The sequence below is a fragment of the Streptomyces sp. NPDC001406 genome, assembly GCF_042895285.1.
Lineage (GTDB): Bacteria > Actinomycetota > Actinomycetes > Streptomycetales > Streptomycetaceae > Streptomyces.
Window position 1 is genome coordinate 74,479 of sequence record NZ_JBIAWG010000020.1, and the last position, 24,370, is coordinate 98,848.

Here is a 24,370-nt window from a genome sequence, read left to right on the forward strand (position 1 = left end):
CCTTCGTCGTCGGTCCGGGCGGTCAGCCGGCGATGCGGTCCAGGGCGTCGGTGCGCAGGTCGAGCAGCGCCATCAGTACCGGCGGGTCCAGGGCGTCCAGCGGACGCAGGACGATCTCGGCCGGCATCAACAGGGTGTCCTCGTGCGCGGTCACCGGTCCGTAGCTGCCGACGGAGACGACGTCCTGGCCGCCGGTGCCGGACGGTATGTGCTCGCAGCCGTACGGGACGGAGTGCACCAGCACGTGCCAGGTGCCGTCCGGGACGTCGCGCAGCTCGAAGGACCCGGGGCCGTCCAGGACGGCGCAGCGCACCGGCTGTCCCTGCGGGACGGGCGTGGGGAAGAGGCCCACGAAGCAGTGGCCGGGCGCGCGGTCCTCGGGCAGGTGCACCCGGCCGCGCAGCGTCCCGCGAGAGTGGTCGGCCACCGTTTCCGTCTGTTCACCCGGACCGATTTCCGGGGTGAATCCGTCCAATTCCCGGAACATGCTCGGTGAGACACCGACACAGGACTTGAAACGGGAACTGAAGGTGCCGACGCTGCTGTATCCGACCTGACTGCTGATGTCGGCGACGCTGAAATCCGTCTGGAGCAGCAGCCGCTTTGCCTCCTGCAGCCGCAGGGCGGAGAGAAAGCGTCCGGGAGACGTGCCGGTCACATCCCGGAAAACCCGCGTGAAATGGAACTTGCTGAACATGGCGGTGCGGGCCATGTCGTCGATCGTGAGTTCCTGGCCGAGATTCGCGTGCATTTCGTCGATGACTCGAAGGACAGCGGCTTCGATGGCGGTGGTGGTCACCGTTTCTCCCTGTCTTTGCATCATGCTCCCTGCCGAGCTTCGGAGGCCGCGTGCCGTACTGGAGCGGGGGTCGTTTGGGTCAGCCGCCGACGGTCGAGGTCCTCGGCGAACCGCTGCCAGGCGCCCGCGCACTGGAGGGCCAGGTCCGCGACGGTGCCCGCGCAGTGCATGGGCACCGCGTCGGCCTGCTGCCGCCAGGCCTCGTCGAGAACGAAGTGGACGTGCAGCCAGCGCAGGAACTGGCGCCCGGACTCGGAGTGCCGCAGGGACGGGTCGCCGGCGAGCCGCCGCAGGGTCTCCAGCGAACCGCGGGTGCGACTGGAACCCGCGGGGACGTGCGCGTCGGACGGGCCGGCGGTGTCGGCGGTAGGGGGCGCGGCCGGCGGGCCGGGTCGGTCCACCGCGGCTGCCGGCCCCTGCCGGGCGGACGTCCGGCGGCCGTTGGGCACCGGGGCCTCGCCGCGCAGCAGCCGCTGGCGCACGTCGTGGGCCGTGCCCAGCGACAGGCCGGTCTCCTTGACGATCGCCCGCAGCGGCAGGTCGGGCCTGCGCGTCATGATCTCGGCGGCCCGGATCCGCTCGGCCGTGCGGTCGAGCGGATGGGCCCGGCCGTCGGCTCCGATCCGGATGTTCGACCGAGGAGAATCCGCGGTCGAACGCGGACGGATCGTCGCGACCGTCTTCGCGTCGAGTCCGGTGCAGTCGGCGACGGCCCGGTCGGACAGGTCGGAACGGGCGCGCAGGATGCGCTCGGCAGCCGCCTTGCGATCCGCCACGGAGAGCGGAAGTCCGTGCGCGATGTTGGCCGTCACCGACCGGAGAAACGCTTCCTCGTCGGCGCCGTCGAAATATTGCACCTCCACGGAGGTGAGCCCTTTCGCGGCGGCCGCGGCGACGCGGTGCATCCCGTCGACGACCCGCATGGTCCTGCGGTGCACGAGTATCGGAGGCAGCGTGGCGTAGATGTCGGTGAGACGTCGTACGTGATTCTCGTCGACGCCGTTCAGGCGTGGCGAATCGGCCGGAAGGAGCGTCTCGATCCGCACCCGGTGAGTGAAGCCGGCGGGCAGCGTCAGAGAACTGTCGTTGCTGTTCACCTCTCCTCATCCCCCTCGGCGAGATCCAGGCGTACCCGGAATTCCCCTCAAATCGCGTGAGACGGACCCGGGCGCCACGGAGAACAACGCATCCGGAGAGAGCATATAGAACGACCTCTTTTTTTCCGGGGCCCGCGGCCGGGGATAGTGCGACTTTGGCTGGTCGGGTGTGCGCACCCGTGTTCGGGCGAACGCCCGGTGGTTGGTTGTTTGAAAAGACCCAGCACTTCTAGCTTTCTCTCACACCACCAGGAACCTCAAAGACCTGACCGGAGGCCCCAGTTGCCTGCAGTGAGAAGAATTCCTGAGCGCAGGGTCGACATCGGGCCCGACGCCACCCTGACGCTAGAGGCCTACGCGGACACGATCGTCCCGGGTGAGAAGCGCTGGCCCGGTGACCGGGCGATCGCCGGAGTCAGCACCGGCGGCGGTGCGGTCGTCTGCGGAGCCATCGACCTGCTCCGCTGGGACGCCACCGGAATCCACGACGGCCTCGAGGACCTGGCCGACCGGGTCAACGGCCACGCCCGGGCCCATGCCGACAAGGCCGGCCTCACCCTCGACCCGACCGTGCCGCCGTTCGTCTCCCTCGACTACGACGAGCGGGTCCGCCTCATCCAGGAACTCACCACGCCGGGCCACCCCGAGAAGGACTTCTGGGTCCTGCTCTCCCTCTTCTGCAACATGGCCTTCGACTCGGCGGCCCACCTGCACACCGCCGAGGCCCTGGCGGACGGCCACCCGGGTCTGACGGCCATGGGCATCACCCGGCCCGACGCCGACGGACTGTGGCGCTTCGCGAGCTCCGGCTACGGCAGGCAACTGGCCGACATCCACCCCGACACCACCCCCACCGGGAGCCCCGCATGAGCAACGCGACCGAGAAGACCGACGTGCTGGTCGTCGGCAGCGGCTTCGGCGGAGCGATCGCCGCCTACCACCTGGCCGCAGGCGGCGCCAAGGTCACCGTCCTGGAGCGCGGGCCCTGGCTGAAGAACGACGAGTTCGAGCACGACTACAAGCTCGGCTCCTCCTACACGCGCATCTTCGACTTCGTCGTCGGCGACGGCATGAGCGTGCTGGGCGGCAACTGCGTCGGCGGCGGCAGCGTCGTCTACTTCGCGGCCATGCCGCGGGCCCCCCGGTTCGTCTTCGACCGGCACGGCAGCATCGGCCGCAGGATGTGGCCGCAGTCCGTCAGCCGTCACACGCTCGACCCCTGGTACGACCGGATCGAGGAGTCCCTGTCGGTCAGCAAGCCGGACTGGAGCGAGGCCTCCTACGCGGGCGGCCTGTGGGCCGCGGCCTGCGACCACGCCGGGCGCACCGCCAACCCGCTCGCGGCGGCCGTCGACAACTCCAAGTGCGTCAACTGCAACTTCATGATGGCCGGCTGCCGGTTCGAGGCGAAGCAGTCGCTCACCGTCAACTACCTGCCCGCCGCCCTCGCCCACGGCGCGGAGATCCGCCCCCTGCACGAGGTGCAGCACCTGGCGCGGACCGCCGACGGCGGCTACCGCGTCCACTACAACATCGTCGACGACGAGGACTACCGGCTGCAGAGCGGTTCCGGCGTCATCGAGGCCAAGATCGTCGTGCTGGCGGCCGGCGCCGGCGCCACCCCGGTCATCCTGCAGCGCAGTGAGGGTCATCTGGGCACGATGCCGCACGCGGTCGGCCGCTACTTCTCCGGCAACGGCGAGCGCCTCAACACGGCCATCCTCGACGAGGACAAGGTCGCCGAGATCCTCGGCCTGAGCCGCGGCGACGGCAACCTGCCCTACGGCGCCAACGCGATCGGCAAGGGCCCGACCGTGGCCAGCTGGGACAAGCTCGACGGCTCCCTGCCGGAGTACTCCCGCTACTCGCTGGAGCAGCTCTACTTCCCGCCGGGCCTCGGCACCATCCTCGCGCAGGTGCCCGACGCCACCGGGCCGAGCTGGTTCGGCAAGGAGAAGAAGGAGATCCTGAAGAACTGGAAGTCCTGGCTGACGATCTTCTGCATGACCGAGGACGACAACGAAGGGGTCTTCGGGCCGCCGCCGGCCACCGGCAACTCCCACCGCATCTCCCAGCAGATGCTCGGCCGCGGCAATCTGTCGTACAAGCCGACGAAGAACACCTGGCACGGCTGGAACCAGGCCGACGCCGACGTGAAGGAGATCCTGGAGAAGGACGGCCTCGCCAAGGTGATGCCCTGGACCAACGACCTGGTCGGCGCCTACACCGTCCACCCGCTGGCCTCCTGCCGCATGGGCGACGACCCGGCCACCTCGGCCCTCGACGACACCAACGAACTGCGCGGCCACTCCGGCATCTTCGTCACCGACGGCTCCGCCGTCCCCGGCGCCCTGACCGTCAACCCGGCCATGACCATCGCCGCCCTCGCCGAACGGGCCGTACCGCACATCGTGGCCGCCGCCCGGGCCAGGGGAGTGGAGGTCACCTACGGCGCACCGGCCCCCACCGGCTACAAGAGCGGACGCGCGGGCGTGCTGCCGCTGCTGAAGCGGAAGCCTCTGACCACGGTGTGAGCCCCGAACGGCTTCTCGTGGCCAGTGGGTTGCTTCACAAAACCATCCATCCGTCCAGTGGGTTGCTCCACACAACCCGAACCGAACCGGGAATCAGGAGGCGGCGGTGCGACCGCTCGTAAGAATCCTGCTGAAGGGCTCCCTGCAGCAGATCCGGCACATCACGGCCGTCCGGCACGCCGCGGCCCGCGGCCCGGTGGCCGAGGTCTACGCCCAGGCCCGGCGGGAGTTCGGCGTCGTAGCTCCGCCCCTCGCCCTGCACTCGCCGGCACCCGAGAGCCTCGCCGCCGCGTGGCTGCTGCTGCGCGAGACCCTCCTCGCCGAGGGCCGGGTCGGCCGGGCCGCCAAAGAGGCGGTGGCCACCGCCGTGTCCCGGGCCAACGACTGCCCCTACTGCGTCGAGGTCCACGAGGCCACGCTCGCCACCCTGGGCGGCACCGACGGCCACGGACCGCTCGCCGACTGGGTGCACGGCGCGAGCACGAGCCCGGCCGGGGAGCAGACACCGCCGCCCTTCGACGCGCAGGACGCCCCCGAGATCCTGGGCACCGCCGTCACCTTCCACTACCTCAACCGAATGGTCCGGCTCTTCCTGCCCGACTCGCCCGTCCCCGCCACCGCGCCGGCCGCGGGCCGCGGGCCGGCGATGCGGATGGTCGCCCGTGCCCTGCGCCCCGACCGGGGCCGGGCCGTGCTGCCCGGCGCCTCGCTCGGCCTGCTCCCCGCCGCTCCGCTGCCGGCCGGACTCGACTGGGCGAAGACCAACCCGGCCGTCGCCGGTGCCCTCTCCCGGGCCGTCGCGTCCGTCGACGCCGCCGCGGAGCGCTGGATCCCCGACGCCGTACGCGACCTGCTGCACGCCGAACTCGCCGTGCGCGACGGCGCGGTGCCCGGTCCCAGCCGTGCCTGGCTGACCGAAACCACCGCCGGCCTGCCGAAGGGGCACCTGCCCACCGCCCGGCTGGCCCTCCTCATCGCCCTCAACCCCCACCAGATCACCGACGCGGACATCGACGCGTTCCGCACGGTCCACCCGGGCGACCGGGAACTGGTGGAACTCGCGTCCTGGGCGGCGCTCAGCGCCGCCGTCCGAACCGGCGCCCGCCTCGGCGGGGCCGTCCGTCCCACGTCGTCCGCCGCCCGCTGACCGGCGGCAACCGCCCATCCCCCAGACCCGCTTCCCCATCAAGGAGACACATCATGAGCACGCTGAACGACGTCGTGAAGGCCCTCGCCACCGACATCGAGGAGACCGCCCGTCTCGTCGAGGGCCTCGACGAGCAGACCTGGCACACGGCGACCCCCGCCCCGGGCTGGACCATCGCCGACCAGATCGCCCACCTGACCTTCATCTTCCACCTGGCCGGCACCGCGGCGTCCGACCCCGAGGCCTTCGCCGAGCTCGCCGCCGGCGCCGCCGGCGACTTCGACGCCGCGGTCGACGCCGCCCTGCGGCAGTTCAACGCCTTCCCGCCCGCCCAACTGCTGGCCCGCTTCCGCGCCCTCGGCCGCAAGTCCGTCGACGCCCTCGCCGCCGTCCCCGAGAACCAGTTCGTGCCGTGGCTGGTCAACCCGCTGCCGCCGACCGTCCTCGCCTCCGCCGGAATCATGGAGATCTTCGGCCACGGCCAGGACATCGCCGATGCGCTCGGCGTGCGCCGCGAGCCCACCGAGCGGCTGCGCCACCTGGTCTTCTTCGCCTTCCTCACCCGGGACTTCGGCTACCTCTCCCGGGGTCTGACCCCGCCGGCCGAGCCGTTCCGCATCGAGGTGACCGCCCCGAACGGCGAGGTCTGGGGCTACGGCCCCGAGGACGCCGAGAACAAGATCACCGGACCCGCCGAGGACTTCTGCCTCCTGGTCACCCGCCGCCGCCACCGCGACGACCTCGCCCTCGTCGCCACCGGCGGCGAGGCCGACCGCTGGCTCGACATCGCGCAGGCCTACCGCGGTCCCGCCGGCGAGGGCCGCAAGCCGGGGCAGTTCGCGCACCCCGGCTGCGACCACTGAACGACCGCCGTACCGGCGGCCCCGGCCGGCCGGGGCCGCGCCCCCCACGCACCCGCAGCCCACCGGCCCGGCCGCCCCGCCGCAAGGAGCCCCCCATGACCACCACCCTGCGCACCGCCGTCGTCATCGGCTGCGGCACCACCGGCACCTCCGTCGCCCTCGCCCTCACCCTCGCCGGCGTCCAGGTCGCCCTCGTCGACGAGGACCCGCGGGCACTGCACGAAGCCGCCGCCCTCGGCGCCGGGACCGCCTGGACCCCCGGACTGCCGCCCGCCGATCTCGTCGTCGTCGCCACCGCCCCCTCGGCCGTCGCCGACGTCCTGCACGGCGCGCAGAGCCGGGGACTCGGGCACGTCTACACCGACACGGCCGGCACGAAGGACATCGTCTGCGCCGAGGCGGAGCTGCGCGGCTGCGACCTCAAGGGATACGTGCCCGGACATCCGCTGGCCGGCCCCGACGGGAGCGGCCAGGAGGCCGCCGCGGCAGACCGCTTCACCGGCCGGCCCTGGGCGGTGTGCCCCTACGAGACCACGCCCGAGTGGGCGCTGGAGACGGTCGACGCACTGATCGAGGCGTGCGGGGCCTACCGGATCGACCTCGCCTCCCATGTGCACGACCGGATCGTCGCCGAACTGTCCCACGGCCCGCACCTGATCGCGGCCGCCCTCGCCACCCGGTTCGCCGACAGCTCCGAGGCGTTCCTCGGGCTCGCCGAGGACCGGCTGCTCGACGCGGTCCGTACGGCGGGCGGCGACCCGTGGCTGTGGAGCGACGTCCTGGCGCACAACGCGGGCCCGGTGGCCGACGTCCTCGACCGGGTCGCCGACCAGCTCGCCCGAGCCGCCGCCATCCTGCGCGAGGGCGACTCCTGCGCACCCGTGGAACTCGCACCGACCCTGGAGGAGGGCCGGCGCGGACAGGCCGCGCTGCAGCAGGCCGGCGAGCGGCGCACGGTGCGAGATGCGCCGGCCGAGGACCGGGTGTGACGGTCGGCCCGTGACCACTTCCCCGACTCCGTTCCCGCACCCCGCCGGAGGCCGGCGGCCCGCCGCCCTGCACCTGGCCCGGCGGCTGCTGCGCTCCGCCTACTGGTCCCTGTCCGAGTTCGGCTGGACCTGGATCTGTGCCGTACCGGTCGCGCCCGGCGCCGACGTGGTGCACGAGCCCGCGCCCGGCCACCCGGAGCGGCTCACCGGCCTGTCGCTGACCGAGCTGGAGCGCGCCCTGGAGCGGGAACTGACGGGCTGACGGCCCCGCACACCGGCGCCGGGCCCGACCGGCGCGGCGGCACAGCAACGTCAAAGATGCCCCCTTCCGCCACCCGCTTGAAGCATGGAGCGAAGGGTGACAGACCCGTGGACCCTCCCAAGGACGAGGTGCTGAGCAGTGACTGTTGACATCGCACAGGGCAACGCGCGCGGCATTGCCTCCATCTACAACTCCGCCGTGGCGGCCTGGGCGATCGCCGCCGCCTGGGAGGTCGGTGCGCTGGACGAACTGCACCGGGCCAGGACGCTGGACACCGCGGACTTCGCCGCGCGCGCCGGACTCGACCCGCAGTCGACCACCGGCCTGTTCCGCGCCCTCGCGGCGGTCGGACTGGTACGGCGCGACGGTGCCGTCGTGTACACCCTCGACGGCTTCGACGACATGTACCGCAACAAGTCGTTCTTCCACTGGCTGACCCGGGGCAGTGCCGAACTGTTCCGGCAGATGCCCGCCGTGCTGCGCAACGAGAACCGCACCGGCGACTACTACCACCGCGACGCCGCCGCCATCGCCTACGCCTGCCGGGAGATCGACCAGGTCACCTACGCGCCCACCTTCTGGGCGGCCATGGACCGGGTGGACTTCCCCTTCACCCGCGTCGCCGACCTCGGCTGCGGCAGCGGCGCCCGCCTGATGCAGATCCTCGACCGCCACCCGGGCGCGACGGGCGTCGGCGTCGACATCGCCCGGCCCTCCCTCGACGTGGCGAGGAAGGAGGCGGCCGAGGCCGGGTTCGCGGACCGCGCCGACTTCGTGCAGGGCGACGTGCTGCGCCTGGAACCCCGTCCCGAGTACGCCGACATCGAACTGCTCACCTGTTTCATGATGGGCCACGACTTCTGGCCCCGGGAGAACTGCGTGGCCACCCTGCGCCGGCTGCGCGAGGTCTTCCCCGCGGCCCGGCGCCTGCTGATCGGCGATGCCACCCGCACCGCGCTGCCCGACACCGAACTGCCCGTCTTCACCCTCGGATTTGAGCTCGGCCACGACCTGATGGGCACCTTCCTGCCGACCGTCGAGAACTGGGAGTCGGTCTTCGAGGAGGGCGGCTGGGAGCTGGTACGCACCAACCGCATCGACATCACCGTCGGCGAGGTCATCTTCGAACTCGCCTGATCCGCACGGCACACCGGACCCCGGGCCACGGCGTCACCGCCGGCCGCCCGGGGACGCGCCATCCGGTGCGGCCCGCTCCGCACGACCGGTAAGTCGTTTGACGCAACCCATGGAGTCACGCATGACCACACTCGCGCAGGCCGTCGGGCAGACCCTCGCCGGCAGCGGCATCCGGCACGCGTTCGGGGTGGTGGGCGGCGGGAACATCCTGGCCACCGCCGCGCTCACCGCGGCGGGCGTGCGGTACACGGCGGCCCGGCACGAGGGCGGGGCCATGGCGATGGCCGACGCCTACTTCCGGGCGACCGGCGACGTCGCGATCTGCACCACCACCCACGGGCCCGGCATCGCCAACACCGTCACCGCGCTGGCGGACGCGGCCAAGAACCGCAGCGGGGTCGTCCTGTTGTGCGGCGACGCCCCGTCGAGCGGCTTGAGGCCGCACGACATCGACCAGAGCGCGCTCATGGCCGCGCTCGGGGTCCGTGTCGTCCGGCTCACCGAGCCACGAACGGCCCGCGCGGACACCGCCGACGCCGTACGCATCGCCCGCGAGGGACGCTGCCCCGTCGCCCTGTTCCTGCCGGGCGACCTGCTCGGCCTTCCGCTCCCCGACGAGCGCGACGCCGTGGCGCCGGGCGCGGCGAGCCTGCCGCCCGCCGTGGACGGCCCTGCCCTGGAGCCGGTCCTCGACGCCCTGGCCGGGGCGCGCCGCCCGCTGCTCATCGCCGGACTCGGCGCCTGGCACTCCGGCGCCGGAAAGATCCTCAGCGAGCTGGGCGACCGCCTCGGCGCACTGTTCGCGACCACCGTCATGGCGAGCGGACTGTTCCACGACAGCCCCTGGTCGCTGGGGGTCTGCGGCGGCTTCGCGGCACCGGAGGCGGCCGCGCTGATGGGCGAGGCCGACGTGGTCGTCGCCTTCGGCGCGAGCCTGGACACCTTCACCCTGCACGGCGGCCGGATCCTCGACCCGGCGGCCACCGTCGTCCAGGTCGACATCGCCGAGCGCAGGCGGGCGCAGCGGACCGACCTCCTGGTGCCCGGCGACGCCCACGCCGTCGCCGTACAGCTGCTCGACGCGGTCGAGAAGCGGGCGCTGCCCGTGCCGGACTGGCGCCACCGGCGCGTCGCACAGGTCGTCCGGGCGCGCGCCGGATGGGCGGCCCTCGCCCACGAGGACGCCTCCACCGCCGACCGGATCGACCCGCACACCCTGACCCGGTCCCTGGCCGCGCTGCTGCCCGAGGAACGCACGGTGGTGCTGGACGGCGGGCACTTCATCGCCTGGCCCGGGATGTACTGGCCCGTCCCCGACCCGGCGGGCTTCGTCTTCACCGGCGCCGCCTTCCAGAGCATCGGCCTGGGCCTGGCCGGCGCGGTCGGCGCGGCGGTGGGCCGCCCCGACCGGCTGACCGTGGCGGCGGTGGGCGACGGCGGCGCTCTGATGGGCCTGCCCGAGCTGGACACACTGGTGCGCTCGGGCCGGCCGGCGCTCGTCGTCGTCTACGACGACGCGGCCTACGGCTTCGAGGAGCACATGTACGCGCCGCAGGGCGCCGACCCGGCGACGCTGTCCTTCGCCGACACCGACTTCGCCGCGGTGGCCCGCGGGCTGGGCGCCACCGCGGTCACGGTACGGCGCCCCGACGACCTCGACGCCGTACGGCGCTGGCGTACGGCGGGCTGCCCGGGCACCCTGGTCCTGGACTGCAAGGTGGTGTCCGGAGTCATCGCGCCGTTCCTGGCCGACCTGCTGGACCGGACCTGAGGGCTCAGCCGCCGAGCAGGCCCCCGCGGGCCTCGCGCAGCCCCTCGAACGAGTCGAGATCGGGAACCGTCCAGCCGTCCAGGTCGTACTCGGACAGGCACTGGTCGACGAACGCCTTGTAGTCGTCGAGCTGCCCGCTCGCCGTCTGCGCGAACAGCAGCTCGGTGCGGACGTTCTCGTGGTTGCCCGAGTAGTTGCGCTCGTACAGCTCGTGCCGCCCGCCGAACTCGGTGCCCACCGCGTCCCACAGCAGCTTCAGGACCTTGACGCGCTGGACGGCGTCGATGCCGTCCGAACCGCGCACGTACTTGTCGAGGTAGGGACGGATCTGCGGGTTCTTGAAGTCCTCGGCGCTGGAGTTCAGATAGATCAGGCCGCTGGCCACGTCCTGCTGGATGATCTCCTTGATCCGGGGATAGCCGATCTGCATGAACCACCGGTAGGCCATGCCGTACTGCGGATTGGGCAGCACCGCCCCGCTGCGCCACTTCACCGGATTGCGCGCGGCCGCGTCCGACAGCCCCCAGAACAGGTTCCGCCAGGCGAGCACCTCGCCCAGGCGCGTCTGCACGCCCCGGAAGTCCTGCGTCCCCGTGATCTCCAGCGCCTTGGCCAGCGCCCCGGCGAGGAACTCCAGCTTCACGGCGAGGCGGATGCAGCCGTGGAAGGTGAACCGCTCCAGGAAGCCCGACTGCCCCGAGAACATCTGGATCTTGGCCATGTCGCCGTAGACGAAGACGTCCTCCCACGGGATCAGGACCTTGTCCAGGACGAGGATCGTGTCGTTCTCGTCCAGCCGCGACGACAGCGGATAGTCGAAGGGGCTGCCCATGACGGCGGACATCGCGGTGTAGGACGGGCGGCAGATCAGCTTCACCCCCGGCGCGCCCGTGGGCACCGTGGCGACCAGCGCGAACTCCTTCTTCCGCACCGGCAGGCCGTAGTGCGCGATGAAGTTGTGGTGGGTGAGCGCCGAGCCGGTGGCGACCACCTTGGCGCCGCTGACGACCAGGCCCGCGTCGGTCTCCTTCTCCACGTGGACGAAGACGTCCGAGACCTCGTCCGCCGGGCGGCTGCGGTCGACCGGCGGATGCACGATCGCGTGGTTCCAGTACAGGACCTTCTCCTGCGACTCGCGGTACCAGCGGCGCGCGTTGTCCGAGAAGGGGGCGTAGAAGTCGGCGTTGGCGCCGAGCGTGCCGAGGAAGGCGGCCTTGTAGTCGGGGCTGCGCCCCATCCAGCCGTAGCTCATCCGCGACCAGGCGGCGATCGCCTGCTGGTCGGCCACCAGGTCCTCGGCGCTGTGCGGGGTGGTGAAGAACCGGTGCGTGTAGCCGCCGCTGCCGGTGTCGGTCGCGGTGGTCAGCACCTCGCGGTGGGCCGGGTCGTGCAGCGCGTCGTACAGGCGGGCCGTCATCCGCACCGGGTTGCGGAAGGCCGGGTGCGCGGTGACGTCCTTGACGCGCTCCCCGTACAGATACACCTCGCGGTCGTCCCGCAGGCTCTCGACGTACTCCTCGCCCGTCAACGGACGGGCGGCGGAAGCCCTTTCGCGGCCGGCTCCGGCGTGCTGCTGATCGGTCATGCGCCTCATCGTGACAGCCGCCGGCCGGCCGAGGCTTCTTGCTGCGTGCGGGAGCCGGCCCCTCCCCGCGCCGACGTGCCGAAGTCGCGCCGAGCACCGCAACAGCGCACGGACGGAGGTGCCTCGAGGGCCTTAGCGGTGTGAGCGTCGGGTGCGCGAAACGGTCCCGCTTCGACGACCGACACCTCTGTACCTTCCGGGAGGACCCACGATGCTCACCGCCGACATCCCCACGCGAGCGCACCTGGTGCAGCGTGCCGGCGAACTCGCACCGCTGCTGAAGAAGAACGCCGCGCAGGCGGAGGAGGACCGGCGGCTGCAGGACGAGACGATCGAGGCACTGGCCGAGGCGGGACTGTTCAAGCTTCGCGTGCCCAAGCGCTACGGCGGCTACGAGGTCGACACCCGCACTCTGGTCGAGGTCGCCGCAGAGCTCGGCCGCGCCGACGGGGCGGCCTCCTGGACGACATCGGTCTACTGGATCCCCACCTTCATGGCGTGCCTGTTCCCCGACAGCGTCCAGGACGAGGTGTTCGCCACCCCCGACGTGCGCATCTGCGGCACGCTCAGCCCGTCGGCGCTGGCCGCCCCGGCCGAGGGCGGCATCGTCGTCAACGGCAAGTGGGGCTTCGTCAGCGGCGCCCGGCACGCCCACTGGCAGGAGATCATCGCCGTCCAGCCGACGCCCGACGGCCGGCACCTGCCGGTGATGGCCCTCGTCCCGATGTCGGACCTCCAGATCATCGACGACTGGGACACCTCGGGCCTGCGCGGCACCGGCAGCGTCAGCACCGTCGCCCAGGACGTCTTCGTACCGCAGGAGCGGGTGATCCCGCTCCCGGCGATCCTGCAGGGCCAGTACGCCTCCGAGCTGAACGCCGCGAGCCCGGTCTACCGCGTCCCGCTGCTGCCGGTCGCCGCCGCCTCCTCGGTCGGCACCGTCCTCGGCCTCGCCCGCGCCGCCCGCGACGTCTTCTTCGAGCGGCTGCCCGGCCGCACCCTCACCTACACCGCGTACGAGACCCAGGCCGAGGCGCCGCTGACCCACCACCAGGTCGCCACGGCCACCCTCAAGATCGACCAGGCCGAGTTCCACGCCCACCGCCTCGCCGACCTCGTCGACGCCAAGGGCCTGACCGGCGAGGAGTTCACCGTGGAGGAGCGGGCGCGCGCCCGCGCCGACATGGGCGCCGTGGTCCGCCTCGCCAAGGAGGCCGTCGACATCCTCGCCGCGGCCTCCGGCGGCTCCTCGATCTACCGCGACGTCCCGATCCAGCGGATCAGCCGCGACATCCAGGCCGTCAGCCTCCACGCGCTGATGAACCCGGACACCAACAACGAGCTGTACGGCCGGGTCCTGTGCGGCCTGGAGCCCAACACCCTCTACATCTGAGCCCCTTCACCGACCTACATCTGAGCCCCTTCACCGACCGAACGCCCCAGGAGCAGCACATGACCGCGCAGAGCACCGAGACCACCATCACCGTCACCGACGAGGACAAGGCCGCCATCGCCGCGCTGCCCCAGCGCATCGTCGAGGCATGGGCCGCGCACGACGCCGACGCCTTCGCCGGCGTCTTCACCCCCGACGGCACGATGATCATCCCCGGCGTCTTCCAGAAGGGCCGGGACGCCATCCGCGCCTTCATGGCCCAGGCGTTCGCGGGCCCGTTCAAGGGCACCCGCGTCACCGGCACCCCCGTCGACCTGCGCTTCGCCAACAGCGAGTCCGGCATCCTGATCACCCGGGGCGGCGTCCTCGCCCCCGGCGAGAGCGAGCCGAGCACCGAGCGCGCCGTCCACGCCTCCTGGGTCGTCGTCAAGCGCGAGGGGCAGTGGTTCCTCGCCGCCTACCAGAACACTCCGCGCCACGCCGCCTGACGGCGCCCGCATCGCTAGAGAGGTGAAGTCCATGACCGACAGGGTGGGCGAGCGCGCGGTGGTGCTCGGCGGCAGCATGGCGGGGCTCCTGGCCGCGCGGGTGCTCGCCGACTCCTACGACGAGGTGCTCGTCGTGGAGCGCGACACGATCAGCAAGGCGACCACGGCCCGCAAGGGCGTGGGGCAGGGACGCCACGTCCACGGGCTGCTCGCACGCGGGCAGCAGATCCTCGACGAGCTGTTTCCCGGGTTCACCCGCGACGCCGTCGAGGCCGGTGTCCCGACCGGCGACCTGGGCGAGCTGCGCTGGTTCTTCAACGGCCGTCGGCTCAGCCCCGGTACGACCGGTCTGATCTGCGTCTCGGCCACGCGCCCGGTGCTGGAGAGCCGGGTGCGCGAGCGGGTCGCGGCGCTGCCCGGCGTGACCCTGCTGGAGCGGCACGACATCGTCGGGCTGGTGGCCGACGACGCCCGCGACACCGTCACCGGTGTCCGCGTGCAGTCCCAGGAGCCGGGGGCGGGGGAGCGGACGATCGGGGCGGACCTCGTCGTCGACGCGACCGGACGCGGCTCGCGCACCCCGCTGTGGCTGGAGGAGTTCGGCTACGAGCGCCCCGAGGAGGCGCGCATCCGCATCGACCTCAGCTACACCACGCGCAAGTTCCGGCTGCGCGACGAGGCGGTGCTCGCCGGGGACCTGTCGATCAACCCCGTCTCCTCGCCGAGCCACCGGCGCGGCGCGTTCCTGTCCCGGATCGAGGACGGCCTCGTCGTCGTCTCCCTCACCGGCGTGCTCGGCGACAGCGCCCCCGCCGACCTGCCCGGCTTCCTGGAGTGGACGCGCACCCTGCCGGTGCCCGACATCCACGACGTCATCCATGACGCCGAGCCGGTCGACGACGGTGCGGTCTTCCGCTACCCGGCCAGCCAGCGCCGCCACTACGAGCGGCTGTCCCGCTTCCCGGGCCGCTTCCTGGTCCTGGGCGACGCAGCGTGCAGCTTCAACCCGGTGTACGGGCAGGGCATGACCGTCGCCGCGCTGGAGGCGCTGGTGCTGCGCGACCACCTGAGCCGGGGCGAGGTCGACCCGAAGGCGTTCCTGGCGGACATCGCGCAGGTCATCGAGGTGCCCTGGCAGTTCTCCGCCGGCGCCGACCTCGGTTACCCCGAGGTCGAGGGCGAGCGCACCCCCGAGTGGGAGGCGTCCGGTGCCTTCATGGCCGCGCTGCACGCCGCGGCCGTCGTCGACGGCGAGGTCACGGCCACGTTCATGCGTGTCGCGGGCCTGGTCGCCACACCGGACGCGCTGATGAGCCCCGACATGCTGCGGCGGGTCGAGGAGGGCGCACGCGAGTCCGCGGCGGCCCTCGCCGCGTAGCACCCGCGGGCGCTGCGGCCGCCCGTGCCGGCTCCCCGCCGGGAGCCGTGAGCCGTGAGCCGTGAGCCCGTCCCGCGCCAGGCGCGGGACGGGCTCACCCGTGTGCGGCCGCGGCCGAACCGACGGCCGCACCCCCACCGTTCACCCGGGCCCACGCCCGCCACCGGGCAAACCGAAGGGCCGTCCGGGACCTCGTGTCCCGGACGGCCCTTCGCGTGCGGGGCTCAGCGGGCGGCGGCGCCGGCCGGCACCTTCGCGTTCAGCCGCACCGGCAGGCCGCGGTGGCCGTTCATGATGAACGTCGGCAGCGGCTGGAGCTCGTCGCGGCCGACGGCCAGCTCCAGGTCCGGGAAGCGCTCGAACAGCCGGGACAGACCGGTCGTGGCCACCAGGCGGGCGATGCCCGCGCCCAGGCAGTAGTGCGGCCCGAACCCGAACGACAGATGGGACTTGTCGCTCCGCGTGAGGTCGAACGTCTCGGGCGCGGCGGCGTGCAGCTCGGGATCACGGCCCACCGCGGCGTAGTTGACCAGGATCGGGTCGCCCTTCGGGATGGTCACCCCGTCCAGCTCGATGTCCTGCGCCGCGTACCGCAGCGGCAGATGAGCCAGCGGCGACTCCACGCGCAGCGTCTCGTCGATCACGTCGTCCCAGGTGGCGCGCCCGGAACGGACCAGCTCCAGCTGCGAACGGTCGCTCAGCAGCGCGGTGATGGCGTTGTCGAAGAAGTTGATCGTGGTCTCCGAGCCGGCCCCGAGGATCGCGAAGATCGTGTCGGTCAGCTCGTCCTCGGACAGCCGCGAGCCGTCCTCGTCGCGGGCGGCGACCAGGTCGCTGGTGATGTCCTCGCCCGGCTCGCGCCGCTTGTCGGCGATCAGGTCGGCCATCGCGCCGCGCCAGCCCGCCAGCACGCCCTGGGCCTGCTCCGGGGTGATGGTGGTGTCCACCATCGCGTCGATGACCTTGGCGGTCTTGGCGCGGGCCTCCTCCGGCATGCCGATCAGGTCGGCCACCAGCCGGGCCGGCAGCGGGTAGGCGAACCGCTCGCGCAGGTCCACCGTCTCACCGGGTCCGGCCTGCTCCAGAGCGTCGAGCAGCTGGTCGGTCAGCTCCTCCACGCGGGGACGGAACGCCTCGGCGCGGCGCGGGGTGAACGCCTTGCCGACCAGCTTGCGCAGCCGCACGTGGTTCTTGCCGTAGGCCGTCACCATGTTGTCCATCGCGACCCAGCTGATCAGCTCCCAGTCCGGCGGCACCTCGCCGTTGACGAAGGCCGGCCAGTGGTTGCGGGCGCTCTTGGTCACGCGCGGGTCGGCGAGCACCTGCTTGATCACCGCGTGTCCGTTCAGCGACCAGGCGAGCACACCGCCCGGCAGCTCCACCTGGGTCGCCGGGCCCTTGGCCCGCAGAGCCGCGGCCTCGGCGTGGATGTCGCGGCCGGTGGTGTCGAGGGCGAAGGGGCAGCCTTGTTCCATGGGTTCATCCCGATCTGTCAAAAGTGAGGGCGTGGGCAAAGGCGGCGTCCAGGGGCGCAGCGCGGCGGCACTCACCGGCCGGCCGTACCGAAGTGCGCCTGGGCCAGCTCGCGGTTGGCGAGCGAGGAGAGGAAGACGCCGTTGCCGGCGTGACTGTGCAGCGTGGACAGGTCGCGCCAGACCCGCTCGATGCGCTCGCCGGCCCGCACCGAGCTGGACCCCGCGGTCGGGAACAGCTGCCCCTCGACCGCCCGCCAGGACAGCCGCACGGCCTCCCGGCTGATGGTGGCCAGCCGGAGTTCCTCCTCGCGCGTGAACGCCGCCGCCTCCTTGCGGCACAGCTCCTGCCACTGCTGCGTGGCGTGCAGCACCGCCGCCTCGGCCGCGGCGATCATGCCGGTGGCCTCGCCGTAGCGGAACTGGAAGTCGGGGTCCTCGGTGCGCGGGACGATCGGGAAGAACGTCGTCGTACGACTGCGCATCAGCTGCTCGTACGCGTCCAGGGCGCCCTTGGCCATGCCGACGGCGAGGACGCCCAGTTCCAGCAGCATGAAGCTGAGCGGACCGCCGCCGTACTCGGGGCCGTGCAGGCTTCGCCCCGGGGTCTGTTCGGTGACCGGCATCAGGCTCAGGTGCCCGCCGAGCGTGTAATGCCCGGGCACGCGGCCGCCCTCGATGCGGATGCTGTGCGAGCCGCTGCCCTTGAGGCCGAGCTGGGCACCCCAGTCGTCCAGGCGCTCGAACTGCTCGCGCGGGGCGACGAACAGCATCGGCGCGGGAGGCTCGCCCTCGCCCTGGGCGACCAGGGTGTGGCCGATGAAGTGGGTGGCATAGGGGGCGCCGGAGCAGTAGCTCCAGGTGCCGTCGAGCACCCAGCCGCCCTCGCCGTCGGGCCGCGCCGAGCCCGCCGGGGCGACGGTCGCGGGACAGATGAAGTCGCCGCCGGCGAACAGCTCCGCCTGCGTGGCCTCGTCGAAGAGGGTGCCCACGACCAGCGCGTGCGCGGCGCCGAAGAGGTACATCCAGCCGGTCGAGGGGCAGCCGCGGGCCAGCGCCATGGAGACCTTCATGAAGGTCTCGGGGCCGAACTCGTAGCCGCCGTAACGGCGCGGTACGAGGATGCGGTAGAAGCCGGCGCGGGCGAAGGCCTCGTGGGTGTCCTCGGCGTAGAAGCCGCGCCGCTCGGTCTCGGCCTGCCGCTCGACCAGGGTCGCGGCCAGGGCCTCGGCCCGGGCGACGATCTCCTCGGGGGTCAGGCCGGGCTCCGGGGGAGTCACGGGGGCGAAGGGGGCCAGGGTTGTCATCGTCGATGGATCCTCTTGGCGTCGAAGGGGGCTCGGCTCCCGCGGGTCAGTCCAGCGGGGTGTGGGGCGCGTCGGCCAGCGTGCTCAGCAGTTCGCGGAAGCGGGCCACCAGTTCGGCCGCGGTGGACTCGTCGAAGCGGTTGTGGTCGAACTTCAGGCTTCCGGCGAGCTGCCCGTTCGGCAGCACGTCCATCGCCCACAGACCGCCGTCCGGGATCGCCGAACTGACCCGCTGCGACAGGGTCCTGTGCCGGATCTCCGCGAACCGCAGGCCGCCGGCCGGCGTTCCCTCCATCGGGAACGCGGTCTGCAGCACCTCGAACGCGACGACGGCGAGGGAGCCGTTGGCGAACGGGGCGAGCAGCGCGGGGCTGTCCTCGGCGATCCGGGCGAAGGGGATCTCGTGCTGGTAGGCGCCGACACAGGCGGCGCGCGCCCGCTCCAGCACCTCGGCCAGGGTCTCGCAGCCGGTGGTGTCGATCCGTACGGGCATGAAGTTGAAGAACGGGCCGACCGCGTCCATGAACCGCTCCTCGTAGCGGCCGGAGGAGAAGGTCGGGAAGACCACGTCGGGGGTGCCGGTGCGCTCGCGCAGCAGCACGCCGTAGGCGGCGGCCATCACCATGAACGGCGTGCAGCGCGTATCCCTGGCGGACCTCAGGACGGCCGAGGACAGCTGCGCGTCGAAGACGAACCGGTGTACGCCGTACGCGCTCGCCAGGTTCTCGTCCCGCGGCCGGTCCGAGGTGATCCCGGTGATCTGCGCCCCCGCCAGCCGCTCGCGCCAGTAGCCGCGCGCACGGTCCACGCGTCCGCTCGCGGCGGTGTCCTGCTGCCGGCGGGCGAACTCCTGGTACTGCGCGGGTACGGCCTGGTCGGCCGGCTGGTGCGTCACGCGCGCCGCGTAGGCGGCGGCCAGGTCGCGCATGATCACCTGCAGCGACCAGGCGTCGGTGGAGGTGTGGTGGGTGGCCAGCACCAGGACCGCGTCCGTGGCGTCGAAGCGGCCCACGGCGGCGCGCAGATGCGGCAGTTCGCGCACCCCGAACGGGCGGGCGTCCAGCTCGTTCAGGAACTCCTCGGCACGCACGTCACGCGACGTCGCCGCGTCGGCGCCCAGCTCGCGGACCTCCAGCGGGACCGGCGACGGCGGCTCGACCACCTGGTGGCCGCCCTGCTCGTCGCCGCGCACGGAGGTGCGCAGCACCTCGTGGCGGACCACGACGTCGTCGAGGGCCAGCTGGAGGGCGGTCAGGTCGATCTCGCCGGTGACCCGCCAGCCGCACACCAGGGTGTGGCGGTGACCGAAGGCACCGTCCGTCTCGCCCTTGTCGAACGCGCGCAGGAACTCCTGGTTGTACGACAGCGGGATGCGCTGGGCAATACCCTCCGCCTTTGGCGGTACGGCGGTGATGCTCACGTGATCCAGTCCTCTCCGGGTGGTGGGGCGGTGCGCCCGCGGGCGCGGCCGCCGGGGTTCAGGCGGCGGCCGCCTCGGCCGCCTCATGGCGGTGGTTCGAGGCCCGGTCGATGAAGTCGAGGCACTGCGCGCGGGCGGCCGGGCCGTGGGCGACCGGCCAGCCGGCCGGGGTCTTGAGCTCGGCGGGCCACAGCGAGTGCCGGCCCAGGGTGTTGACGAGGACGACACACTCGCGCCCGGCGGTGCCCCCGGCGGCGGGCCGGCCGGTCATCGCGCGGCCCCCGCGAGTCCGGCCTCCTCGGCGAGTTCCTCCAGGCGGCGGTCCAGTTCGGCGACCGTCGGATGGTTCAGCACATCGCCGACGGAGATCTCGTACCCCAGCTCGGCCTCGATGCGGGAGGCCAGGCGCACGGCCTGCAGCGACTCACCGCCGAGCGCGAAGAAGCTGTCGTCCACGCCCACTTCGGGCACACCGAGCACGCGGGAGAACAGCGCGCACAGAACGTCCTGCCGTTCGCCGGCCGCCGGGGCGGAGCCGGTGCCGTGCCGCGGTGCGGGCGCGGGCAGCGCCGCGCGGTCCAGCTTCCCGTTGGCCGTCAGGGGCAGCTCGGCGAGCTCGACGAACGCGGCGGGCACCATGTAGTCGGGCAGCACCTGGGCGACGGCGGTCCGCAGCGCCGCCAGGTCCAGACCCGGTGCCTTGGGCACGAGGTAGGCGACCAGGCGCCGCTCGCCGCCCTCCTGCTCCAGGGCGACGACGGCGGCGTGGGCCACACCCTCGCGCCCCGCCAGCACGTGCTCCACCTCGGCCGGCTCCACGCGGAAACCCCGGATCTTGACCTGGTCGCCGACGCGGCCGGCGAACTCCAGGCCGCGCGGGCCGCGCCGCATGAGGTCGCCGGTGCGGTACATCCGGGACCCCGGAGCCTCGGGGTCCTCGACGAAGCGTTCGGCCGTCAGGTCCGGCCGCCGGTAGTAGCCGAGGGCGAGCCGCTCGCCCGCGATGTACAGCTCCCCCGTCCCGCCGTCCGCCACCGGCCGCAGCCGCTCGTCCAGCAGCCGCGCGTCGACGGTGTCCAGCGGCCGGCCGACGGGTATCACCGCGGTCGGCTCGTAGGGCGCGGTCAGCGTCGCGGAGGCGGCGAACGAGGACACCTCGGTGGCGCCGTACATGGCGCGCACGACCAGGCCCGGGCAGGCGTCCAGGACGCGCCCGACGGCGGCCGGGGAGGTGACGTCCCCTCCGGTCAGGACCTCGCGCACGGTGGCGAAGCTGTCCGGGGCCTCGTCGGCGAAGAGCCGGAACAGACCGGCGGTGACGTGCAGCGCGGTGATGCCGTGCGCCGTGATGAGCCCGCGCACCGCGCGCACGTCCAGGTCGCCGGGCGGCGGCAGCACGATCTCGCCGCCGCGCAGCAGCGGGACCCACAGCTCGTAGGTGGAGACACCGAAGGCGTACGGGGCGAGCGCCAGGATCCGCCGGTGTGCGTCACCGTCCCAGCAGGAGTCGTCGACCAGGCCGAGCACACCGCGGTGGGGGACCGTGACGCCCTTCGGCTCACCGGTGGAGCCCGAGGTGTGGATGACGTACGCCGGCGCCTCGGGCCCCGCCGGGACACCCGGGTCGGTGGCGGGGGCCGCGGCCGTGGCGTCGTCGCCGGCGGGCAGGACGACCTGGCGGGTGCGGGGCAGCCCGCGTGACCGGCTCGCCCGGTCCGTGAGCAGCACCGGGGAGCCGGCCCGGTCCATGATCTGCTGCATCCGCGGCAGCGGATAGGCGCTGTGCAGCGGCAGGTAGAAGGCACCGGCCTTGAGGGTGGCGAGGATCGCGACCACCAGGTCGGCGGAGCGCTCCATCAGCACCGCGACCGGATCCTGCGGCTCGACGCCCGCCCCGAGCAGCCGGTGGGCGAGGCGGTTGGCCCGCTCGTCCAGCTGACGGTAGGTCAGTGTCTCGTCGCCCGCCGACACCGCCACCGCGTCCGGCGTCCGGCGTGCCTGCGCGGCGAAGCGTTCGTGAATCGAGGTGGAGACCATCGCTTACGTCCAATCGCTCGTCCCTGCCGAGGGCAGCCCGCACGCAGGCGGCCTGACGGGTCAGCCGGAACGGTCACACAGGGCCGCCGGGCGCTGCATCTCCTGGATTGCCGTGCGTCATACGGCAGTTGGCGGCCGACCGCCGGGTCGCGGCGGCCCGCGGCAACACCGCACGGCAGAAGATGGCGCCGCAATCACGCCATGCCCATGCTGAACAAGCCATCGAGACACAGAGGAGCTCTGACGCAGTGAATGCCAATCGGGCCGCGGCACCGGCCCCACAGACCAAGCGCGTCGGGGGACTCGACGGTGTCCGCGCGCTGTGTGCCCTCGGAGTGGCGGCCGTCCACACGTCCTTCGCCGCCGGAGTCATGGGTGCCTACACGGCACGGCCCGGCAACCAGGCCCTCGCCGACCTGCTGGCCGGTATGCGCCCGCTGGCGCTGGGTCCCTTCTTCGTCCTGTCCGGCATGCTGTTGTACCGGCCCTTCGCCCGCTGGACACTCGGCGGCGGCGAGCGCCCCAAGGTCGGGCCGTTCCTCGCCAAGCGCCTGGCCCGGCTGTGGCCCGCCTACATACTGCTGTCGCTGGTCTGCGTGTTCCTGCTCAACTTCGACGCGGTCGACGGAGTCTGGTACGTGCTGCGGCCGATCCTGATGCTCCAGGTCTACGACTACACGTGGATCGCCGGCATGGACCCGGCCTGGACCGTCCCGGCCGAGATGCAGTACTACCTGGCCCTCCCGCTGCTGGCCGTACTGATGCACTGGCTGGCCCGGGGCACGGACGACCCGGTGCGCAAGGTGCGCCGCATGATGGTGCCGCTGGCGCTCATCACCGTCGGATCAGCGGTGTGGACGTACTACATCCACCGCCCGCAGATGGGCATCTACCCCACCAAGTACTGGTGGCCGCTGGGGGTGGGCGGTGCCTTCGCCCTCGGTATGGCGATGGCCCTCCTGCACGTCCTCGCCGAGCTGCGGCCCGACCGCAAGCCCGCCCTGTACCGGATCGCCGCCAACCACCCGCTGCTGTTCTGGATCGGTGCCCTGGCCGTCTACGCCTTCAACTGCACCCAGCCCTTCGGCCGCCCCGGCTACGGCGACTACGAGGGCGTCGGCCTCGCTCTGACCCAGTACTTCCTGCTGCTGGTCTTCTCCTACCTGATGGTGATGCCGCTCTCGATCCCCGGCACCAAGTCCCGGGTCGTCGACGCGATCGTCGCCAACCCCGTCTCGCGCTACCTGGGACGCATCTCCTACGGCATCTACCTGTGGCACTTCGCCATCATGTACTTCTGGTTCCAGACCGGCAGCGTCTTCGGCACCCAGCCGGGCCTGATGAACCAGCTGCGCGGCACGATCGGCTTCCCGGAGCTGATGACCGCGGTGCTCGTCGGCAGCATCCTGGCCGCCAGCGCGAGCCACTACCTCGTCGAACGCCCCATCGTGAAGGCCGTCGGACGCTGGGCCGCCCGCAAGGACGGCGCCGACCGGACCGCCACCCCGGCGCAGGAGGCGTACACCGTCGCCGGACCCCGCTGACCCGCGCCCGACCACGCACGACCACGCACCACCCGCCCCGAAGGCCTCCCGGCCCTCGGGGCTTCGTGCGCCCTGTGCGCGGACGCAGCAATTCCGAAGATGCGCCGCGCCCCTCGCCGTCAGCAGGCTGGACCAGGACACCACCCGACATCCGCTTGCGCAGCCCGGCGCTTGACGTCTCAGGAGAACAATGAACACAGTTCAGTCCGCCGACGGCACCACGATCGCCTACGACCGCCTCGGCGAGGGCGAACCGCTGATCCTCGTGGGCGGTTCCTTCAGCGAGCGGGCGCATCCGACCATGACGCAGCTGGCCGAGGAACTGGCCCCCCACTTCACTGTCTTCAACTACGACCGCCGCGGCCGCGGGGACAGCGGCGACGCCGCCGAGTACGCCGTGGAGCGCGAGATCGAGGACCTCGCGGCACTGATCGCCGAGGCCGGCGGCTCGGCCAGGGTGTTCGGCCTGTCGGCCGGCGGCGCCCTGGCGTTCAAGGCCGCGGCCGCCGGTCTGGACATCACGCAGATCGCCGTCTACGACCCGCCGTACGTCGTCGACGAGTCCGGCCCGCGGCCCCCGGCCGGCTTCACCGCCCGCCTCGTGGAACTGAGCGCGTCCGGCAAGCGTGCCGAGGCCGTCGAGTTCTTCATGACCGAGGGCATGGGGGCGCCGGCCGAGGCCGTCGCCGGAATGAAGTTCGCCCCGTTCTGGGCGGGCCTCGAAGCCCTGGCGCACACGCTGCCGTACGACACGACCATCGTCGGCGACGACTTCGCCCTGCCGGCCGAGGAACTGGCATCCGTCACCGCCCCGGTGTTCGTGGTGCACGGCGGTGAGGCGGACGCGTGGCTGAAGGCCTCCGCGCAGGCGGTCACCGACGCCCTGCCGGACGCCCGCCGGCACGCCCTGGCCGGCCAGGGCATCGCCGTCGACCCGGCCGTCCTCGCGCCCGAGCTGAAGAACTTCTTCGCCAACTGAGGCCACCGGCACCGGGCTTCGGCCCGACCCGCCGGGCGGCACCGCGCAGCGCCCGTGGAGCGTGGCTCCACGGGCGCTGCCGCATGCGCGCATTCAGCAATACGGAAGATGCGGCCCCGATTGAACGCCCGGGACGATGAAACGTCCCCGCCGTGCGGCCGCAGCGCG

21 protein-coding genes are annotated in these 24,370 nt (G+C 72.5%); 13 read left to right on the top strand and 8 right to left on the bottom strand.

What is annotated here, in order from left to right:
- Nucleotides 1-22: 22 nt before the first annotated feature.
- On the bottom strand, nt 23-799 hold the full coding sequence (locus ACFY1J_RS38025; RefSeq protein ID WP_390708469.1) for a helix-turn-helix domain-containing protein: 777 nt from the start codon (nt 797-799) through the stop codon (nt 23-25).
- Nucleotides 800-819: 20 nt separating this feature from the next.
- Nucleotides 820-1,896, bottom strand: coding sequence for a ParB/RepB/Spo0J family partition protein (locus ACFY1J_RS38030; protein ID WP_390708470.1), 1,077 nt, complete (start codon nt 1,894-1,896; stop codon nt 820-822).
- A gap of 291 nt (nt 1,897-2,187) precedes the next feature.
- Here ACFY1J_RS38030 and ACFY1J_RS38035 point away from each other — a divergent pair, with 291 nt between their 5' ends.
- The 8 genes from ACFY1J_RS38035 to ACFY1J_RS38070 all read left to right on the top strand — a co-directional run bounded on the left by ACFY1J_RS38035 (nt 2,188) and on the right by ACFY1J_RS38070 (nt 10,599).
- The gene (locus ACFY1J_RS38035) at nt 2,188-2,766 is read left to right on the top strand and encodes a DUF5987 family protein (protein ID WP_390708471.1); all 579 of its coding nucleotides are present in this window, start codon (nt 2,188-2,190) and stop codon (nt 2,764-2,766) included.
- The gene (locus ACFY1J_RS38040) at nt 2,763-4,430 is read left to right on the top strand and encodes an FAD-dependent oxidoreductase (protein ID WP_390708472.1); all 1,668 of its coding nucleotides are present in this window, start codon (nt 2,763-2,765) and stop codon (nt 4,428-4,430) included. Before ACFY1J_RS38035 ends, ACFY1J_RS38040 begins: the two co-directional genes overlap by 4 nt.
- Before the next feature lie 106 nt (nt 4,431-4,536).
- Nucleotides 4,537-5,577, top strand: coding sequence for a carboxymuconolactone decarboxylase family protein (locus ACFY1J_RS38045; protein WP_390708473.1), 1,041 nt, complete (start codon nt 4,537-4,539; stop codon nt 5,575-5,577).
- A 53-nt stretch (nt 5,578-5,630) separates the two neighbouring features.
- Nucleotides 5,631-6,440 carry a TIGR03084 family metal-binding protein gene (locus ACFY1J_RS38050; RefSeq protein ID WP_390708474.1) on the top strand — a complete coding sequence of 270 codons (810 nt, stop codon included), beginning with the start codon at nt 5,631-5,633 and terminating at the stop codon, nt 6,438-6,440.
- Between the two features lie 95 nt (nt 6,441-6,535).
- The gene (locus tag ACFY1J_RS38055; protein ID WP_390732831.1) at nt 6,536-7,429 is read left to right on the top strand and encodes a prephenate dehydrogenase/arogenate dehydrogenase family protein; all 894 of its coding nucleotides are present in this window, start codon (nt 6,536-6,538) and stop codon (nt 7,427-7,429) included.
- A gap of 10 nt (nt 7,430-7,439) precedes the next feature.
- Nucleotides 7,440-7,691 carry a DUF6059 family protein gene (locus tag ACFY1J_RS38060; protein ID WP_390732832.1) on the top strand — a complete coding sequence of 84 codons (252 nt, stop codon included), beginning with the start codon at nt 7,440-7,442 and terminating at the stop codon, nt 7,689-7,691.
- A gap of 138 nt (nt 7,692-7,829) precedes the next feature.
- Complete coding sequence (locus tag ACFY1J_RS38065; RefSeq protein WP_390732833.1) at nt 7,830-8,828, top strand: class I SAM-dependent methyltransferase; 999 nt, start codon at nt 7,830-7,832, stop codon at nt 8,826-8,828.
- 121 nt (nt 8,829-8,949) lie between these two features.
- Complete coding sequence (locus ACFY1J_RS38070) at nt 8,950-10,599, top strand: thiamine pyrophosphate-binding protein (RefSeq protein WP_390732834.1); 1,650 nt, start codon at nt 8,950-8,952, stop codon at nt 10,597-10,599.
- A gap of 4 nt (nt 10,600-10,603) precedes the next feature.
- Here ACFY1J_RS38070 and ACFY1J_RS38075 read toward each other — a convergent pair whose 3' ends face one another.
- Nucleotides 10,604-12,184, bottom strand: coding sequence for a 4-hydroxyphenylacetate 3-hydroxylase family protein (locus ACFY1J_RS38075; RefSeq protein ID WP_390708479.1), 1,581 nt, complete (start codon nt 12,182-12,184; stop codon nt 10,604-10,606).
- A 211-nt stretch (nt 12,185-12,395) separates the two neighbouring features.
- On the opposite strand from ACFY1J_RS38075, the gene ACFY1J_RS38080 reads away from it, so the two are divergent.
- From ACFY1J_RS38080 to ACFY1J_RS38090, 3 genes are read left to right on the top strand one after another with little or no spacing between them, the layout of a single operon-like run.
- Complete coding sequence (locus ACFY1J_RS38080) at nt 12,396-13,577, top strand: acyl-CoA dehydrogenase family protein (protein WP_390708480.1); 1,182 nt, start codon at nt 12,396-12,398, stop codon at nt 13,575-13,577.
- A gap of 59 nt (nt 13,578-13,636) precedes the next feature.
- The gene (locus ACFY1J_RS38085; protein WP_390708481.1) at nt 13,637-14,065 is read left to right on the top strand and encodes an SgcJ/EcaC family oxidoreductase; all 429 of its coding nucleotides are present in this window, start codon (nt 13,637-13,639) and stop codon (nt 14,063-14,065) included.
- Between the two features lie 31 nt (nt 14,066-14,096).
- A complete protein-coding gene (locus ACFY1J_RS38090) occupies nt 14,097-15,443 on the top strand; it encodes an FAD-dependent oxidoreductase (protein WP_390708482.1) in 1,347 nt (448 codons plus the stop codon).
- Between the two features lie 224 nt (nt 15,444-15,667).
- Here ACFY1J_RS38090 and ACFY1J_RS38095 read toward each other — a convergent pair whose 3' ends face one another.
- From ACFY1J_RS38095 to ACFY1J_RS38115, 5 genes are all read right to left on the bottom strand, one after another.
- A complete protein-coding gene (locus ACFY1J_RS38095) occupies nt 15,668-16,918 on the bottom strand; it encodes a cytochrome P450 (RefSeq protein WP_390708483.1) in 1,251 nt (416 codons plus the stop codon).
- A gap of 71 nt (nt 16,919-16,989) precedes the next feature.
- Complete coding sequence (locus tag ACFY1J_RS38100; protein WP_390708484.1) at nt 16,990-18,222, bottom strand: acyl-CoA dehydrogenase family protein; 1,233 nt, start codon at nt 18,220-18,222, stop codon at nt 16,990-16,992.
- A 46-nt stretch (nt 18,223-18,268) separates the two neighbouring features.
- Complete coding sequence (locus ACFY1J_RS38105; RefSeq protein WP_390732835.1) at nt 18,269-19,642, bottom strand: condensation domain-containing protein; 1,374 nt, start codon at nt 19,640-19,642, stop codon at nt 18,269-18,271.
- Nucleotides 19,643-19,700: 58 nt separating this feature from the next.
- Nucleotides 19,701-19,913, bottom strand: coding sequence for an MbtH family NRPS accessory protein (locus ACFY1J_RS38110; RefSeq protein ID WP_390708486.1), 213 nt, complete (start codon nt 19,911-19,913; stop codon nt 19,701-19,703).
- Entirely contained in the window at nt 19,910-21,679 is a 1,770-nt protein-coding gene (locus tag ACFY1J_RS38115) for a non-ribosomal peptide synthetase (protein WP_390732836.1), read from the bottom strand. Before ACFY1J_RS38115 ends, ACFY1J_RS38110 begins: the two co-directional genes overlap by 4 nt.
- Nucleotides 21,680-21,927: 248 nt before the next feature.
- Between ACFY1J_RS38115 and ACFY1J_RS38120 the strand changes: the two genes are divergently transcribed.
- The gene (locus tag ACFY1J_RS38120; RefSeq protein ID WP_390708488.1) at nt 21,928-23,223 is read left to right on the top strand and encodes an acyltransferase family protein; all 1,296 of its coding nucleotides are present in this window, start codon (nt 21,928-21,930) and stop codon (nt 23,221-23,223) included.
- A 190-nt stretch (nt 23,224-23,413) separates the two neighbouring features.
- Nucleotides 23,414-24,202: an alpha/beta fold hydrolase gene (locus tag ACFY1J_RS38125; RefSeq protein WP_390732837.1), complete on the top strand. Its 789-nt coding sequence runs from the start codon at nt 23,414-23,416 to the stop codon at nt 24,200-24,202.
- The last annotated feature ends 168 nt before the right edge of the window (nt 24,203-24,370 follow it).